10 protein-coding genes are annotated in these 17,361 nt (G+C 68.3%); 2 read left to right on the top strand and 8 right to left on the bottom strand.

Annotated elements, in window-relative coordinates; translation table 11 throughout:
• Positions 1–44 precede the first annotated feature (44 nt).
• The 3 genes from ACMGDM_RS11890 to ACMGDM_RS11880 all read right to left on the bottom strand — a co-directional run bounded on the left by ACMGDM_RS11890 (position 45) and on the right by ACMGDM_RS11880 (position 7,149).
• Entirely contained in the window at positions 45–2,324 is a 2,280-nt protein-coding gene (locus ACMGDM_RS11890) for a GH92 family glycosyl hydrolase (protein WP_436804824.1), read from the bottom strand.
• An 80-nt stretch (positions 2,325–2,404) separates the two neighbouring features.
• Positions 2,405–5,527: a TonB-dependent receptor gene (locus ACMGDM_RS11885; protein WP_436804339.1), complete on the bottom strand. Its 3,123-nt coding sequence runs from the start codon at positions 5,525–5,527 to the stop codon at positions 2,405–2,407.
• A gap of 440 nt (positions 5,528–5,967) precedes the next feature.
• The gene (locus tag ACMGDM_RS11880) at positions 5,968–7,149 is read right to left on the bottom strand and encodes an ROK family transcriptional regulator (protein ID WP_436804338.1); all 1,182 of its coding nucleotides are present in this window, start codon (positions 7,147–7,149) and stop codon (positions 5,968–5,970) included.
• Between the two features lie 207 nt (positions 7,150–7,356).
• Here ACMGDM_RS11880 and ACMGDM_RS11875 point away from each other — a divergent pair, with 207 nt between their 5' ends.
• Both ACMGDM_RS11875 and ACMGDM_RS11870 read left to right on the top strand, forming a co-directional pair.
• The gene (locus ACMGDM_RS11875; protein ID WP_436804337.1) at positions 7,357–8,310 is read left to right on the top strand and encodes an ROK family protein; all 954 of its coding nucleotides are present in this window, start codon (positions 7,357–7,359) and stop codon (positions 8,308–8,310) included.
• On the top strand, positions 8,307–10,652 hold the full coding sequence (locus tag ACMGDM_RS11870; RefSeq protein WP_436804336.1) for a GH92 family glycosyl hydrolase: 2,346 nt from the start codon (positions 8,307–8,309) through the stop codon (positions 10,650–10,652). The genes ACMGDM_RS11875 and ACMGDM_RS11870 overlap by 4 nt, the downstream gene beginning before the upstream one ends.
• Positions 10,653–10,814: 162 nt before the next feature.
• On the opposite strand, the gene ACMGDM_RS11865 is transcribed toward ACMGDM_RS11870, so the two are convergent.
• The 5 genes from ACMGDM_RS11865 to ACMGDM_RS11845 all read right to left on the bottom strand — a co-directional run bounded on the left by ACMGDM_RS11865 (position 10,815) and on the right by ACMGDM_RS11845 (position 17,239).
• Positions 10,815–11,228 (bottom strand): hypothetical protein, encoded by a 414-nt coding sequence (locus ACMGDM_RS11865; protein ID WP_436804335.1) that lies wholly within the window; start codon positions 11,226–11,228, stop codon positions 10,815–10,817.
• Between the two features lie 299 nt (positions 11,229–11,527).
• On the bottom strand, positions 11,528–12,145 hold the full coding sequence (locus ACMGDM_RS11860) for a TetR/AcrR family transcriptional regulator (RefSeq protein ID WP_436804334.1): 618 nt from the start codon (positions 12,143–12,145) through the stop codon (positions 11,528–11,530).
• An 83-nt stretch (positions 12,146–12,228) separates the two neighbouring features.
• Positions 12,229–13,842: a DUF5597 domain-containing protein gene (locus tag ACMGDM_RS11855; protein WP_436804333.1), complete on the bottom strand. Its 1,614-nt coding sequence runs from the start codon at positions 13,840–13,842 to the stop codon at positions 12,229–12,231.
• A complete protein-coding gene (locus ACMGDM_RS11850; protein WP_436804332.1) occupies positions 13,839–16,070 on the bottom strand; it encodes a beta propeller repeat protein in 2,232 nt (743 codons plus the stop codon). Before ACMGDM_RS11850 ends, ACMGDM_RS11855 begins: the two co-directional genes overlap by 4 nt.
• An 80-nt stretch (positions 16,071–16,150) precedes the next feature.
• Positions 16,151–17,239 carry a LacI family DNA-binding transcriptional regulator gene (locus tag ACMGDM_RS11845; protein WP_436804331.1) on the bottom strand — a complete coding sequence of 363 codons (1,089 nt, stop codon included), beginning with the start codon at positions 17,237–17,239 and terminating at the stop codon, positions 16,151–16,153.
• Positions 17,240–17,361 lie beyond the last annotated feature (122 nt).

The following is a 17,361-nucleotide window of genomic DNA, read 5'->3' as shown; positions in this document are numbered from 1 at the left end:
ACGGGCAAGCGCAGCGGGCGATAGGACCCGCGCTCAGCGCCTCCTTACTTCGGCCGGGTCATCGAGAACGGCCGGTCCGCGCGCGCGGTGCCCCACTCCTTGTTCGGCGTCGGCCCCATCACGAAGCGGAGTGTGCCGCCCGCCCGCAGCGCCTCGCGCGACAGCCACGGCTTGGCGTAAGGCGCGCCGTTGAGCGTCGCCGACTGGATGTAGACATTGTCGCGGCTGTTGTTTTCGGCCTCGATCGTCAGCAGCTTGCCGCCGGGCATCGTCACGCTGACGCGGCGAAACAGCGGGCTGCCGATCGCATATTGCCCTACCGTCGGCGTGACGGGATAGAAGCCGAGCGCGGAGAAGACGTACCAGGCCGAGGTCTGGCCATTGTCCTCATCCCCGGGATAGCCGTCGGGCGCGGCGGAGTAGAGTTTCCGCATCACCTCGCGCGCGTGATATTGCGCCTTCCACGGTGCACCGGCCCAGTCGTACAGATAGATCATATGCTGGATCGGCTGATTGCCGTGCGCATATTGGCCCATGTCGACGATCTGCATTTCGCGGATCTCGTGGATCACCTGGCCGTAATAGCTGTCGTCGAAGATCGGCGGGGTCGAGAACACCGAGTCGAGCCGCGCGACGAACTTGCGGTCGCCCCCCATCAGGTCGATCAGTCCCTGTACGTCCTGCATCACCGACCAGCTGTAGTGGATCGAATTGCCCTCGGTGAAGGCGTCGCCCCATTTGTACGGGCTGAACGGAGTCGACCAGCTGCCGTCCTTGTTGCGGCCGCGCATCCAGCCGCTCTGCGGGTCGAACAGCTTGCGATAATTATGCGCCTGCGCGGCATACTTCCTGGCATCGTCGGTCTTGCCCAGCGCGGCGGCCATTCGCGACAGCGAGAAGTCGGCGGTGGCATATTCGAGCGTGCGCGCCGCATTCTCGTTGATACCGACGTCGTAGGGGACGTAGCCGAGCTGGTTGTACAGCTCGACGCCCTCGCGCCCGACCGCGCTGAGCACCTTGCCGCTCTTGTCGCGCGGCCGCCCCTCGGAGGTGGTCGCGTTCTTGACCATCGCCTCGTACAGCGTGTTGGCGTCGAAGCCGCGGACGCCGTTGAGATAGGCGTCGGCGATCAGATTGGCCGAGTTCGACCCGATCATGACGCTGCGATGCCCCGGGCTGGCCCATTCCGGCAGCCAGCCCGACTCCTTGTAGGTGTTAACCAGCCCCTGCATGATCTCGCCGTCGCGCTCGGGGTACATCAGCGCGAAGAAGGGGAAGACCGCGCGCCACGTGTCCCAGAAGCCGTTGTCGGTGTAGAGCGGGCCGTCGTGGACCTTGCCGTCATACGGGCTGTAGTGGATCAGCTTGCCGTTCGCGCCGCGCTCGTGGAACTCGCGCGGGAATTGCAGCATGCGCCACATCGCCGAGTAGAAGGTGCGGCGGTTATCGAGATCGGGGTCGTCGACCTTGATGCGGTCGAGCTCGGCCGACCAGGCGGCGCGTGCCTTGGCCCTGGTCTGGTCGAACGTGTCGCGACCGATCTCGCCGTCGAGGTTGCGCTGCGCCTGCTCGGCGCTGATGAACGACGAGGCGACGCGCGCGCCGACCTGTTCGCCCTTCTTCGTCGCGAAGCTGATCACCGCGCCGACGTGATCGCCTTCGGCGCGGCGGCCGGCGGTCAGCGTGCCGCTGCCGTCGAAGGTCTGGCTGACGGTGAAGGGCTTGTCGAACTCGACCACGAACCAGTTGCGGAAATTGGCCGGCACGCCACCGTGATTGTTGCTGACATAGCCGGTGATGCGGCGGCGCGCCGGGTCGACCGACACCATCGAGCCGCCGGTATAGCCATCGAGCAGGACGTGCGCGTCCTTGGCTTCGGGGAAGGTGAAGCGGAACTGCGCGGCACGCCCGGTCGGCACGATCTCGGTGGTGACGTCATAGTCGGCGAGATAGACCTTGTAGCCCCAGGCGCGGCTCTCCTCCGCCTTGTGGCTGAACCAGGAGGCGCGTTCCTCCTCCTTCGCCTTCACCGTGCCGGTCATCGGCAGCAGCGCGAAGGCGGCATAATCGTTCATCCACGGGCTCGGCTGGTGCGTTTGCTTGAACCCGTTGATCTTGTGGGAGCTGTATGTGTAGCCCCAGCCGTTCCCCATCTTGCCGGTGACCGGCGTCCAGGCGTTCATCCCGAACGGCACCGCGATCGCGGGGTAGGTGTTGCCGTAGGACAGCTCGTAGCTGCTGTCCGTCCCCATCAGCGGGTTGACGAGGTCGACCGACGCCGGCGGCGCGTCCTGCGCCACCGTCGCCGCGGGGGAGAGGATCATGGTGGAGGCGCACAGCGCCGCGATGATGCCCCGGCGCCGCGCGCTTGCCATGTTCACTCTCCCTGAGACGTCATTGGTGATCAGAACTTGAAGGCGGCGCCGAGATAGACGCGGCGGCCGGCATATTCGTTAGAGACGAAGCGGTCCTTGGTGTCGTTGCCGAGGTGGCGGCGCTGCTCCGACTTGGTGAGGTTGATCACCGAGGCGGTGATCTGGACGTTCTTGTAGACGTCGAACGCCGCGTTCAGATCGACCTGCTCATAGGGATCGTCGTAGGTGTTGATCCCCGACACCAGTTCGCGCACCACCTCGCCGCGGCGGTTGTACGAAGCGCGCAGCAGCACCGGCCCGCGCTCGTAGAAGATCGAGGCGTTGAACTGCGTCTTGGCGCTGTTGACCAGCGGCGACTCACCCAGCTTGGTGCCGTTGAGCGAGACCTCCGCGGTCGACGTGTCATTGTAGGTGAAGTTCACCTGCGCGCCGAGCCCGAAGTCGAGCGTATGCTGGGCGTAGAGCTCGACGCCCTGCGACACCGCGCTGGAGCCGTTCGCCTGGGTCGCATATTGTTGCACCGTCACCGTCTCGCCGGCGACCTCCTGCGGCAGGTCGATCACGACCGGCACGACGAAGTCCTTCACGTCCTTGCGGAACAAGGTTGCGCCGATGACCGAGCCGGGGTGGAAATACCATTCCGCACCGATGTCATACTGCCACGCCCGGAATGGCCTCAGGTTGAAGTTGCCGCCCTCGCCGAACCAGCCGGGCAGCGCGCCGAACTGGCCGCGATCGAACACGAACGGGTCCGAGTTGAAGGTCAGCGCGCGCGCCGCGCCGAGGTCCTGATAGCCCGGCCGGCTGATCACCTTCGACGCCGCGCCGCGCAGCAGCAGGTTGGGGACCACCTCCCACGAAATGTTGAAGCTCGGCAGGAAGTCGGTGTAGCTCTTGGTCTGTGCATTCTGGCTGAAGACGCGCTGCTGGCGCTGGGCCTCGGGAATGACGAGGCAATTGCCGTCCTCGCCGAACGGATTGTTCGGGTCGAACTGGCCGTTCGGTCCGTTGACGCAATAGTCATTCTCGTAGATCAGCGCGTCAGTCGATACGCCGCTCTGCTTGGTGTTGACTACGCGAAGTCCTATGTTGCCGCGCACCGTCTCGGTCTTGAAGTTGGCCTGCGCGTAGCCCGCCCAGATCTTCTCCTGAATGTCGTACACGTTCTGCGGCTCGGGCACACGCACGGGGCCGTTGTACTTGCCGTTAAGGTAATCAATGTAATTGTTGATGTTGATCGCCGGAAAGGCGCTCGTCTCGAACCCGCCCGCGATGTTGCCGAGCGAGTTGGGGTAGAAGATCTCCGGCAGCGCCAGCGCACCGCCGGGCGTGTCCTGGAAGCGTAGCGTATTGGCCGCGTCCGAATACCATTCGAAGCGGCCCGTCTCACGATGAACCCGACCGTCACGCCACTTGGCGCCCGCCTGGATCGATGCGAGGAAGGGCGAGTCGAAGCTGCGCGTCACGTCGACCTGGGCGTAGCGCTGCGACAGCGAGCTGTTGGTGAAGCCCGACCCGGTCGACCCGAGATCGATCTGTGCCACGCCATTGAGCATGTTCTGGATGATATCGGGCGAGAAGTTCATCGCAACCGACTGATCGGTGAAGTTCCAGGCGCTCAGGCTGTTGCCGTTGACCGCGCCGTTGCGCGGCTTGGCCTGCGCATAGAATTGGAACGACGGGCCGCCGGTCGATCGCGTCTTGCCGAACACAACGTCGACGCTGAGGTGATCTTTGTTCCACTTGGCGTGGACGTCGTAGGTATTCGACACACTCCGCTCGCGTCCCAGATAGTTCTGCGGCGCGGGAGTCTCCATGGTGCACGGATTGGCGTTGGCGCGGCACAAGGTACCCTCGGGTGGCACCTGGAAGGTCGCACCGTTCAGGATCGTCCCGCTCTTGTCGAGCGTGCCCGCTGTGAAAAAGTTGCCATATCCCCATTCGGGAATTTTGATGACGTTGCGGGTATAATCCCCGTCCAGCTGGAAGCGGAAGTAGTTGGCGGTGATCTCTAAATTGTCGAACGGCTTGGCCTGCATCGTCGCCTGGATGCCGAGGCGCTTGCGCTTTTGCTCCTCGATCGTTTCGCTGACCGACTGCGGCGCCCAATAGCCGTCGAACTCCGTACCGCCCTGCGTGGTTTGCTGACCGCCCACGCCATCGTTCCAATAATCGATAGCGGCATCGTTGGCGTAGGTGCTGCCGTTGACGTCCACAGCCGGCTTGGCGTTGCGATCCCTGGTCCACCAATGCCAACTGTCGGCATTGGCGCTCAGCGTGCGGTTGGTCCGCTCCTGATAGGTCGCACCGACGAGGAAGCCGAGCGTTTTGCCCTCATTGTGCCACGACAGCAGTCCGGAGACGTTTGGCTCCGTCTTCTTCGTCACGTCGGCGTACGTGCCCTCGGCCGAAACCGTGCCCGACCAGGGCTTGAGGTCGAACGGCACGCGTGTGTGATTGATGATGACACCGCCGACGCCGCCCTCGTCGAGCCGCGCCTCGGATGACTTGAACACCTCGACGCTGCCGATCAGCGTGGACGGCAGCAGCAGATAGTTGAACGAACGCGACGGATTGTCGTCGCCCGCGCCGGCGATGAAGTTACCGTTGAGCTCGGTCAAGGTCAGGTCGGAGCCGAGGCCGCGGATACTCACCTGCGCGCCCTCGCCGCCGTCGCGGTCAATGATCACGCCGGGAACACGCTGGAGCGAATCGGCGACGTTCTTGTCGGGGAACTTGCCGACGTCCTCCGCGGTGATCACGTCGACGAAGGCATTGGCCTCGCGCTTGCGGCTGAGGCTCTGCTCGATCGAGCGGCGATAACCGGTGACGACAATGTCACCGCCACCCGCCGCAGCCGAGTCGACGGCGGAGTCAGCGGCGTCGGCCTGCAGCTGGCCGGGGCTGTCGAGCGTGCTGTTGGCGGCGGGCGCGGACACCTCGCCGGTGTTGCTCGACGGCGCCGGGACGGTCGTCTGGTCGGGCGCCTTGTCGGCCTGCTCGGCCTGGGCACCGGTGGCGGTCGAGGGGCTGGTCTGCTGCGCCTGCGCGCTGCCGACGATGCCCGCGGCCAGACTCACCCCCGCCAACAGCAGCGGCATCCGGCGGCGCAGCGGCGCGCGCGACGGGGCATGACCGGTGAAACCTCGCATATGTCCATCCCTCCTCTTCGCGGCGGGATTCGTTGCCCCGCCACGTCCCTCGACCCCATTGCCCGCGCGCACCGCTGGCGCGCTGCACCCCTCATGCCGGGCAGCGATGGTTAATCAGACAATAGCAAAAGCAAATTGTCAAATGGAAGAATTGAGAACGTTCGCGCAAACCTTTGTGAACAGGCAATGTCCGTCCAGATCGGCCGTAAAACCGATCGACGGCGAGCGATGAGGTGACGCCCCTCTACCGGCAGGATCGCTCCGCGCCTGTCGCACCGACGTCGGTTATGGAAGTGCTTCCCGGCGAACACGGCAGTCCAGGCCTTGACCAGAGAAACGAATTGCCGCGCCAGAAGCGATCAGGCTCCCGCGCGACAGGCCGCCCGATGAGCGTGCCGCAGAGGGATCCTTAGAGGGGCAAAGCCGAAGCTCCGTACGACCTAATCGACCGCCTTCCACAGCGCGCCGGGCTTGGGCAGCAGGAAGTGGCTGAATGGCAGGATGGCGGCGCCCACGGCCGGCGCATCCTCGGACAGTGCGGCGCGCTCCACGCGCGCCACCGCGGGGGCGTTGGTCACCTCCCCGATCAGCGCGTTGACCCGGTCGGCCAGCGTCTCCACCACCGCGGCGGGCAGCCGACCGCCGATCAGCACCGCGGCGGGATCGATCAGGCAGCTGATCGCGTCGAGCGGCGTACAAAGCCGCCGCGCGGCGCGGTCGATCCAGGCGTCGACGCTGGCACGCGCGGCATCGGGCGCGTCGGCGGCGAGCGCGGCGGTGATGGCAAAGCCGTCACGCGCGAGATGCTCCTGCAGGCCGGAACGCGAGACCAGTTTCTGCACCTGCTCACGCGCGCCGTCCTCGTCCGGCGCGAGCATGAAGCCAAGCTCGCCGCTGCGTCCATGTGCGCCGCGCGCGTACACGCCGTCGCTCACCACGCCGCCGCCGAGGCCGGACGACACCAGGATGTAGAAGAAGTTGCTGAGCCGCTGCCCCATGCCGAGCTGCATCTCGCCGGTGGCGGCGGCGGCGGCGTCGTTCTCGACGAACACGGGCAGCGCGAGCGGCTCGGCGAACAGCGCGACCATGTCGACCCGCTCCCACGCGTCATAAGCGGCGGGACGCCCCGGCAGATCGACCGAGCCGAGATCGTCCGGCACCGCCACGCCGAGCCCGACCAATTTGGCCGCGTCGACGCCGGCGGCGCGCAGCATCGGCTTGATCGATCGGCGGTAGAAGGCGCGCACGTCGTCGGGCAGCGCGAAGTCGATCTCCTCCGCGCGACGCGCCAGCGTCTCCCCGGCGAAGTCGACGAGGACCAACGTAATATGGTCGCGATCGACGTTCACGCCGATCGAGTAGCAGGCGTCGCGTCGCACCTCGAGCTTGGTCGGCGGCTGCCCGCGTCCGCCGCGGCGCTGCCCGGCCTCCTGGATCAGCCCGTCCTGCAGCAGCCGCCGGGTGATGTTGGCAATCGCCGGGCCGGTGAGCCCGGTGATCTGCGCCAGCTCGACGCGCGTCAGCGATCCGCCGACGCGGATCGCATGCAGCGTCACGCGCTGGTTGTGGTCGGCGGCCCGCTCGAGATTGGTGCCGGACAGCCGCGGTGCCGCTCCGCTCATGCCGTCCCCGCCACGCGCGCCGATCGCCGCATCATCCTGTCCCCTCGTCTGCACCGTTGCGTTCACAGCGTCTTTCGCGCCGCACCGCAAGCAAGATCGAATCGCAAGCGCAATTTGAATTATCCAATTTGATGTTCTAAAAGAACCGGCTCAGGTGTGCCGTGCCGGTCGGGGGCGGGCGCCGGCGAGGTGGGGGAGAGGCGGTAGATGCGATATCAGGCGGACGGGCGAGCGGCGCACGCGCCGCTGGCGGGGGTAGAGCTAGGCGGCACCAAATGCGTCGTCACGCTGGCGCGCGCGCCGGAGGACGTGGTCGATCAGGTCACGCTGCCGACGCTCGCGCCCGAGGAGACGCTGCCCGCGATCGCCACGGTGCTGGCCGATTGGCACGCGCGTGATGCGCTCGCCGCCGTGGGGGTCGCGTCCTTCGGCCCGGTGTGCCTCGATCGCACGTCGCCACGATATGGCCATGTTCTGGCCACGAACAAGCCGGGCTGGCGCGACGCGAACGTGCTCGGAATCGTCGCCGCGCCGCTCGGTTTGCCGATCGGCTTCGACACCGACGTCAACGGCGCCGCGCTTGCGGAGATGCGCTGGGGCACCGGACGCGGCCTCGACGACTTCGCTTATGTGACGGTCGGCACCGGAGTCGGCGTCGGCCTGGTGGTGCACGGGCGGCCGACGCGCGGACTCGGGCATAGCGAGATCGGCCATATCCGCGTGCCGCGCTCGCCCGGCGACGAGGCGCCGAGCGCGTGCCGCTACCATGACGATTGCGTTGAGGGGCTCGCGTCGGGCAGCGCGCTGCAGCTGCGGCTTAACGGACGCGCGGTGGAGGAGGTCACCGCCGATGATCCGGTGTGGGACCCGATCGTCGACGCGCTTGCCGCGATGTGCCACGCGCTGGTCGGCAGCACCGGGCCGCTGCGGATCGCGATCGGCGGCGGCATGCCGGTGAAGCAGCCGCACCTGCTGCCACGCGTCGCGGCGCGGCTGGAGGCGAGCCTGGCAGGGTACATGGAGCTGCCGCAAGACGGCTATATCGTGCTGCCGGCGCTCGGCGACCGCGCCGGCCCGCTCGGCGCGATCGCGCTCGCGCTCGACGCGCTGGAGGAAGCTGGCGACGTGAGCGCGCGCATCGAGGCGGAGGCGCTGCTGTGACGCGGCGTCTGCGTCACCGCCTCGCCGCCGGCGCTGCCCCGGTGGCCCTGCTCGCCGCCCCCGCGCTGGCGCAGCAGACCGCTGCGCACGAGCCGACGGCGGCGCGCACGATCGACTCGGTCGATCCGTTCATCGGCACCGGTGGCGAGGGCCACACCTTCCCCGGCGCGGTCGCGCCGTTCGGCATGGTGCAGCTGTCCCCGGATACCGACACCAGCTGCGTCATCCGCGCCTGCTACGCGCATGCGGCCGGCTATCGCCATGACGATCCGATGATCGAGGGCTTCAGCCACACGCATTTCTCTGGCGCAGGCCATTCCGATCTCGGCGACCTGCTGGTGATGCCGGTCAGCGGCGACGCAGTGGCGATGGACCCGGGCACCGTCGCGGCGCCGGGCTATCGCTCGCGCTTCACGCACGCGAGCGAGGTCGCGCGCCCGGGCTATTATGCGGTGACGCTCGACTCGCCTCAGGTGCGCGCGGAGCTGACGGCGGGCACCCGCGTCGGCGTCCACCGCTACACGTTCCCGGCGGGCAAGGCGGCGCATCTCGTCGTCGACCTGCGCCGCTCGCTGTACGATTATCCCGGCAAGGTGCTGTGGTCCGGACTGCACCTGCGCGCGGACGGCACGCTGACCGGCTTCCGCGAGACCCGCGGCTGGGCGCCTGGGCGCAAGCTGTTCTTCGCGATGCGCTTCTCTTCCCCGCTCGCCGGCCACGCGCTGGTCGATCGCGACCGCGACGTGACCTATAAGGGGTTCCAGGCGCCCGGTGCAGGCAGCGATGCCCTCGCCGAGAAGCTCGGCCGCCAGCTCGAGGCACGGCTCGACTTCGGCCGGCTCGACCGCGCGCTCGAGGTCCGCGTCGCGCTGTCCGGGGTGGACGAGGCCGGCGCGATCGCCAACCTCGACTCCGAGCCGGGCGACTTCGACGCGACGCTCGCGCGCACCCGCGCGGCGTGGGACGAGGCGCTCGGCGCGGTGACGCTCGAGGCGCCTGCCCCGACCAAGACGATCGTCGCGACCGCCCTGTACCACAGCCTGATCGCACCGAGCGTGTGGAGCGACGCCGACGGACGCTATCGCGCCCCCGACGACCAGATCCACCGCGCGGAAGGCTATACCGTCCGCTCGACTTTCTCGCTCTGGGATACGTTCCGCGCCGAGCACCCGCTCCTCACGCTGATCCAGCCGGCCGCGACCACGAACGACGTCGTGCGCTCGCTGGTCGACAGCCAGCGCTACAGCCCACACGGCATCCTGCCGGTGTGGCAGTTCGCCGGGCGCGAAACCTGGACGATGATCGGCTATCACGCAGTGCCCGTGATCGCCGACGCCTATCTCAAGGGCTTCCGCGGTTTCGATGCGAATTCCGCGCTCGACGCGATGGTGGCGAGCGCAGACTATGCGCCTTTTGGCGGGCTCGGCGACTATATGAAGCTGGGCTATGTCCCGATTGACCGCGAGCCGGAGGCGGCCTCCAAGACGGTCGAATATGCCTATGATGATTGGGCGATTGCGCGGATGGCGCGCGCTCTGGGTCGGCACGACGTGGCGGACCGCTTCGACCGACGCGCACGCAACTGGCGCAACAGCTTTGACGCGCGCACCGGCTGGCTGCGCGCGCGCAAGAGCGACGGCAGCTTTCGCACGCCGTTCGATCCAACCGCGATCAACTACGGCTCCGATTATACCGAGGGCAATGCGTGGCAATATAGCTGGTTCGTGCCGCAGGATCAGGCCGGACTGTTTCGCCTGCTGGGCGGCGATCGCAAGACGATCGCCAAGCTCGACGCCATGTTCGACTATGACAATTCCAAGCTCGACTATAGCCATGCCGAGGACATTGCCGGGCTGATCGGCCAGTATATCCATGGCAACGAGCCGAGCCACCATGTCGCCTATCTCTACAATTACGCTGGCGCACCGTGGCGCACGCAGGAGCGGCTCAAGCAGATCGTCGAGTCGCAATATCACGCCACGCCTGAGGGGCTGAGCGGCAACGACGACCTCGGCCAGATGTCGGCCTGGATGGTGTTCACCGCGCTCGGCTTCTACCCCGTGGCGCCGGGCAGCAACCAATACGTGATCGGACGTCCCTTCGTGTCGCGCGCGACGCTGCGGCTGCCGGACGGCAAAAGCTTCGCGGTCGTCGCGGAAGGATTGTCGGACGCCAACCGCTACGTCGGCGGGGTTGCGCTCAATGGCAAGCCACTGATGCGCAGCTGGATCGGCGACGAGGAATTGCGCGCCGGCGGCGAACTGCGCTTCACCATGACGGCGCGGCCGAACAAGACTTGGGGCGTCGGCCGCGCCGCGCGGCCGTTCTCGACGACACGCTAGCAGCCACTATCGTCATCCCGGACCCGCTCCGGGGTCCACCAGACCGCGCAAGGCCGCGATCAGGCATGCGCGGGCAAGTGATACCGGCAAGGCGTCCGGGGGAGACGGACGCGGCGCGTGCCGTTTACCCCTCTGCCCTCCGGAACAACGAACCGCGGGCGCTCAGCGCCGCTCGGGACGGCGCAGCCGGGCGCTGCTGATGCTGGCGAGCAGCAGCTCGTAGTGATCGTTGGTATAGCCTGCCGCGAGGAACGCCTTCACCGCGCTCACCGGCACCGCGAAGCCCTGGTGCCAGGCATGCACCGCGAGCCGGCGCAGCGCCTCCAGCTTGGGATCGGCCAGCCGCGGGTTGGGCTTTTTGCCGAACAGCACGCCCATGGCGACCGCGATCCGTCCGGGCTCGCGCAGCGACGCCAGCCGGTCGCGCCGCGCGAGCGCGACCACCAGCCACTCCAGCGCGCTGAGCGCGGCGCGCTCGGGCGCCACCTCGGCGACAGCATCGGGCAGCGGGCGGACGCGCTCGGCGCTGAGCGCGGCGGCACCGCCGATGGCGGAGGTGAAATCGATGAAGGCCATGTCGTCTCTCCCCTTCGGAGCAGCAGGGCGCAACCCGGCCGCCGGTGCCACACCGGGGCGGAGACGCCATATTCGGTCAAAGCGAGGGTGCCGCGCCGTCAGCGACGCGCACCCGTCCCGGCGATCAGCTCGCGGGGGCGTGGGTCAGCGGTCGTGCCATCGTGGCGTTCCTCCGGTGAAGGTGCCGCCGGAGCGTCACCGCCGTTCTATACTGTGTGGTATAGAAAGCGGCGGCGGCCGCGTCAACGCTTTATGTACCGCTCGGTAGCGTTTTTTTCTTACCAGCCGCTGACAATGGTTCAGTTCGTCGGCCACAGCGCAAGGCTGGTGTCGACGACCTGCTCGAGCTCGGCGCGGGTCGCTCCCGAGCCGGCCTGCACCGCCATGCCCTGCAGGATGGCGTAGAGATATTGGCACAACGCCTGCGGCGTGATGTGCGGCGGGAACTCGCCCGCCCGCTGCGCCTGCTCGAACCGCTCGACCAACGCGGCCTGGGAGGAGGCACGACGGGCGATCACGTCGTCCTTGATCGACTTGCCTTCCTCGCCACAGGCAGTGGCACTGATCACCCCGAGGCACCCTCTGGGGCCGCCGCTGTTGCACTGCGCATTGATCGCGCCGCGCATGAAACATTCTGCCACCGCACGCGCGCTGGGCTGGTTCAACGCCTCGCGCGTATAAGCGAGCTTCTCCGCCTCGTAGAGGTCCAGCGCCTTGTGGAACAGCGCCTCCTTGTTGCCGAACGCAGCATAGAGGCTCGGCTTGGTGATGCCCATCGCCGCGGTGAGGTCCGCCATCGAGGCGCCCTCATATCCTTTGGTCCAGAACACGCCGAGCGCGGCGGCGAGCGCCGACTCGGTGCAGAATTCGCGCGGACGGCCCTTGACGGCGGCACAGGCGGTAGCGGTGGATTCCATAACGGCCGGTATGTAATGTCGACGTCACGCCGCGTCTAGGCCGCGGCGGCGCCGCTCGTCTCACTTCCGCCGCCGCGAGCCCGTCAGCGATAGCGTCCCATCGTCACCTTAAGCACCTGCGGACGATCGATCAGATTGAGGCCGTAATCGGTCTGGTCGCCGTTCCACACGCGCGCGGTGACCCATTGGCCGTCACGGAACGTGCCCTCCTCGACGCGCACCACCATGCCGGTTCCACCCATGGCGTCGGAGAAGGACACGCGCGCATGATCGCCGACCAGCAGGAACTCGTCGGCGGAGAGCTGCGCCACCGCCACCCCGCCGACCGGCTCGTCCGCCCAGGGCGCCGGCTCGGACTTAAGCCAGGTCCAGTCGCGCATGCCGAACTGCCACTCGCCCCAGGTCGCCGCGATCTTCCACCCGCCGAGCGTCGTCTCGGCCGGCTTGCCGTCGTCGGGTTTGGCCGCGCCCCAGGTCGGCCGCGTCGCCGCGATGCGCGCCCAGTCGCGCATGATCGGCGCCAACGTCGCATAGGGCAGCGCGATCGCATCGAGCGTGGCGGCGTCGAGCGCCTGGGCGCCGAGCGGGTAATTGTAATAGCCGGTCGCGTCCATGCCGAACGGGGCATAGCCGATCGCGCCACGCCCGATCGCGGCGTAGAAGAAGCGGGCGAAGTCGCGCGCGTTCCCGATCTCGGGCACCATCAGCGCATTGTCGCGGCGCGCGTATTTGTCGAGGTACTGGACGACGTTGGCGCTCTTGCGGTCGTAGATGTCGGGCGCCGCGAAGTCGATCGACGGTGCCGCCGCCTTCCAGATGTCGAGCACGTCCTGCTGCGGCCCGCCGCTCGCGACGCCGGACGGATCGGGCACGTTCGATGGGCCGGCGAGCGCCGCGTTGACGTACATCGGCAGCGGCTTGGCCTTCTTCCCCGCCTCGGCGATCGCGTTGACATAAGTAGCGACGTACCAGGTGTTGAAGGCACGATCGGCCTGCGCGCCAAAGGCCTGCGTCCACGTCCCGGTTTTGCCGACGCGCTTGGCCAGCGCGGGCGGGATCGGCTGCGCGAACAACCGGTCACCCTCGGCGGAATAGTCGCGCGGGTTGCGGTAGCTCCCGGTCTCATTCTCCGGCTGGACCATCACCACGGTGTGCTGCTCGTCGTGATCGCGGAGATATTCCATCACCTTGACGAAGGCGCGCCGATCCGCCGCGAGCGTCGTCGCGGAAAGCGGGGTGAGAACGCCGTGATCCTTGCCGTCGCGCGTCTTCATGCGCGGGAAGCGGCGATTGTCGAGCTTGACCCAGTCCGGCGTATAGCCCGGGCTGGTGTTCTTCCAGGTGCCGAACCATAGCAGCACCACGCGCTTGTCGTGCTGGCGCGCCTGGTCGAGCAGCGTCTGGAGGAATGAGAGGTCGAACTGCCCCTCGCGCGGCTCGATCTGCTGCCACGCGATCGGCACCTCCACGGTGTTGGCATGAATACGGTCGAGCACCGGCCACACCTCGGGCAGCGACGCGGCATAATTGCTCGAATTGTTGACCTGCGCGCCCAGCATCAGGAACGGCGCGCCATCAACCAGCAGGGCGTGGCGCCCGTTCTTGCTCACCAGTCGCGGCAGCGGCGCGGCGTTCGCGCTCGTCGCCAGCACGCTCGCCGCCGCCAGCAGCGCCAGCCGCTTTCCCGTCCCGATCATTCGCTCTCCCCTCCCTGCGGGTCGCCGTACATGATTCCGCGACCGTCGGTGCCGACATAGACGCGGCCGAACCGTCGCGGATCGCCGCCGATCACGCGCAGCCGCAGCCCCCAGCGATGCGCGTCGTCATTGATGCGCGACCAGCCCGCCCCGCCGTCGGTCGAACGATAGACGCCCCGTACGCCGCCGACCGTTCCGATCGCGTAGAGCGCGGGCCAGGTGCTTCCGGGTGCTTCCTTGCCGAGGCCGTAGCGCTCGATCACGATCGTCGCGCCAATGCGCGTCCAACGCTCGCCCGCATCGGTCGAGCGATAGAGCGCGCCGCCGACCAACAGCCATAGCGAGCCGGCGCGCCCCGGCGTCGCGACCAGCGGGTTGGCCGCCTCGCGGCCGATCGCGCGCGCGCCGCCGAGGTCCGCGGGCAGCCCTTGCCCCGCTATCGGTGCGAAATGCGCACCGCCGTCCTCGCTGCGCAGGATACGACCCGCGTCCGGGTCGACCGCGTAGAAGCGGCGCGGGTCGGTCTTGTCCGCGGTGACCCGCCGCTCGCGCGCGAGTCCGGCGATCGGCTGCCACGTTGCGCCGCGGTCGCGCGTCAGCAGCGGATGGTCCGCCTCCACCAGGAAGGTGCCACCGTCCGCCGCGACGGTGATCGCGGCGCTGCCGGTCTGCGCCAGCGCGGGCGTGCCGTCGGCGCGCGGCGTCATCTCGGCGGCAGGGAGGTGGAGCGGGGTCCAGCTCTCGCCACCGTCGCCCGACCAGGCCAGCGACGTGTCCGGCACCACCGGCTTGTGCGTGTTGCCGCTGCGCACCAGCACCAGCGGCGCCGCGCCCGCGTAATCGAGCGCGTTGGTGTTGGTGAGAAACGGCGTGCGGTGGACGTGCGCGGGCGAGCGCGCGAGGTCGGTGTGACGGAAGCCGCCGAGATCGCCGAAGCCGGAGACCAACGGCGCGCCGCCGGTCGGGCTCACCAGCGTGATGATCGCGGTCTGCTCGATCCCGCGCGTCCAGGGCGCCCAGCGCATCGTTCCGCTCGAAGCGAAGCGGTCGGTGGCGTAAACGGTCGCGCCGGTAATATAGGCGGCGTGCGCGGGGTCGAACGGGTCGATCGCAAGCCCCGCGATCCAGTGGCCGAAATTTGCCGTGCCGTCGAAGTCGAGGAACGGCGTGGCACCGACGTCGCGCGTGCTTCGCTTCCAGAGCTCGTCCCAATGTGCGCCGGCGTCGGTCGAGCGCCACACCGTGTCCACCGGCTGGTAGCGGTTGACGGTGCTCACCGCGATCACCCGCGGGTCCTGCGCCGATACCGACACCCCGAAGAAGCCGCCGGGCACCTCTTCCGCGACGCGGGGCGGCGTGACGTCACGCCACCCCGCGCTGGCCGGATCGTACCGCCACACCGCGCCGTCCTTGACGCCATTGGGACCGATCGCGTCGCTGTAGGTGATCGTCATCACACCGTCGCCGCCGATCACGCCCTTCACCGGCAACAGCCCTGCGCGCGGGCCGCCCTCGACGGCGCGCCACGTCGTGCCACCGTCGTCGGAGCGGTACAGGTGGCGCTCGCCCGGATCGGCGCTGGCGACGAAAACGCGGCCGCGCTGCGCCGGATCGAACAGCACGAACGACAGCCCGCCATGCGTGGCGCGGGGCCGCGCCGGGCGGCCAAGCCCGGCGAGCGGGAAGCCGGCCACCTTGCGCCAGCTCGCCGCCGCGTCGTCGCTGCGCCACAGCCCGTCATGGCGCGATCCGAAGAACAGCGTCGCGCGTGCATGCGGGTCGATCGCGAGCCGCTCGCCCAGCCCACGCCCGTCCTCATTGCCCCCCATTGCGAACGGCACCGGCGTGGTGCGCCAATGCGCCCCGCGATCCGCCGAGCGCAGGATCGCGGCGGGACCGCGCGCGCTCATGCCCACCGCGAGATAGACCAGCGCGGGGTCGACCGGGTCGGCCGCGACGCTCTCCACGCCCATGTAGCTCGGCTCGGCATTGTCGTCCTGCAGCGGCACCCAGCGGCGCGCCGCCGCGTCCCAGCGATAGGCGCCGCCCATGTCGGTACGCAGATACGCGAGCCCGCGTTCGGCACGGCTGAAGATGATGCCGGGCGCAAAACCGCCGCCGCCCACCGTCACGTTGCGCCACTGATAAGGTACAGGGTTCTGCGCGAGAACGTTCACCGGCATGAGCAGCACGCACGCCATCATCGTCGCGGCCGATTGGATCCTCACCACTGCCCCCTTATCGACCGATTTATCAGATCGTTGTTCGAGGCGCAGCTATGACACGGAAGCGACCGCGATCACAATGGTCAGCGTGCGCGCGCGCCGGGACGGCGACGGGGAGCCGCATCCGACTGACGTCGGACCAGCGTATGCTCGAGCACCAGCTCGGGCGCGGGGCGCGTCGCGCCGTCGCGGCGCGCCCGCAGCATCTGCATGAGCAGGCGCACCGCGGCGCGGCTCATGTCGGCGATCGGCTGGTGGATGGTGGTGAGCTCAGGCCAGATCGTGGTGGCCAACGTACTGTCGTCATAGCCGACCACGGTGAGATCGCCCGGCACGTCGAGCCCGCGGCGGTGCGCCACCGCCACGCTCGCCGCCGCCATGTCGTCGTTGCTGGCGAAGATGGCGGTGGGCGGGTCGGCGAGGTCGAGCAGCTCCTCGGTGGCGTCGAGCCCGGAGCGGTAGCTGAACAGGCCGCGCGCGATTAGCGCGTCGTCGCGCGCCAGCCCGGCCTCGGCGAGCGCATCGCGATAGCCGGCCAGCCGCTCGCCGCTGGCGGCGAGGTTCGGGTTGCCGGTGATGAAGCCGATCCGCTGATGCCCCAAGGCGATCAGATGCGCCGTCATCGCGCAGGCGGCGGCGCGGTCGTTGATCGCGACGCGCCCGACCGCCTCCGAAGAGCTGCCGGTCGCCACCACCACCGTCGGCACCTGCGCGGCGAGCAGCACGTCGAGCACCAGCGGCGAATCGCACAGAGGCGGCGGCAGGATGATCCCGTCGACCCCCGAGGCGACCAGTCGCTCGGCGACCTCCCCCTCATGCTCGTCGAGATCGCATTTCTGCACCACCAGCTGGATGTCGGCCCGTCCGGCCTCGTCGAGGCTGCCAAGCAGGAAGGCGCTGAGATAGGCCTCGCTGGGATTGCTGTAGAGGAGACCGAGCCGCACCTGCGACGCGCCGGCGAGGCTGCGCGCCGCACGGTTGGGGGCGTAATCGAGCCGCGCGATCGCCTCGCGCACCATCGCGCGGGTCGTCTCGCGCACGTTGTTCTCACCATTGATCACACGCGACACGGTCATGGTCGACACGCCCGCCAGCTGTGCCACGTCGGCGATGGTCGGCTGCCCGGTCTGTCGCGAGCCGTTGCTCCGCGTCCGTCGTATGTCCCCGCTCATGCGACGATACGTACCAGCAAAGCGCGGCGCGCCTAGCTAGTCTCTATAAAATGTTGATAGCGTTCTCAGAAGCTCGCTCCTATGCTGCCGGTCATCACGGATCGCTGCCAATCGTCCCCGCC

The sequence above is a fragment of the Sphingomonas larreae genome (assembly GCF_051400595.1).
Lineage (GTDB): Bacteria > Pseudomonadota > Alphaproteobacteria > Sphingomonadales > Sphingomonadaceae > Sphingomonas.
The sequence above is the reverse complement of the archived record's forward strand: the minus strand, read 5'-3'. Positions and strand labels throughout refer to the sequence as shown.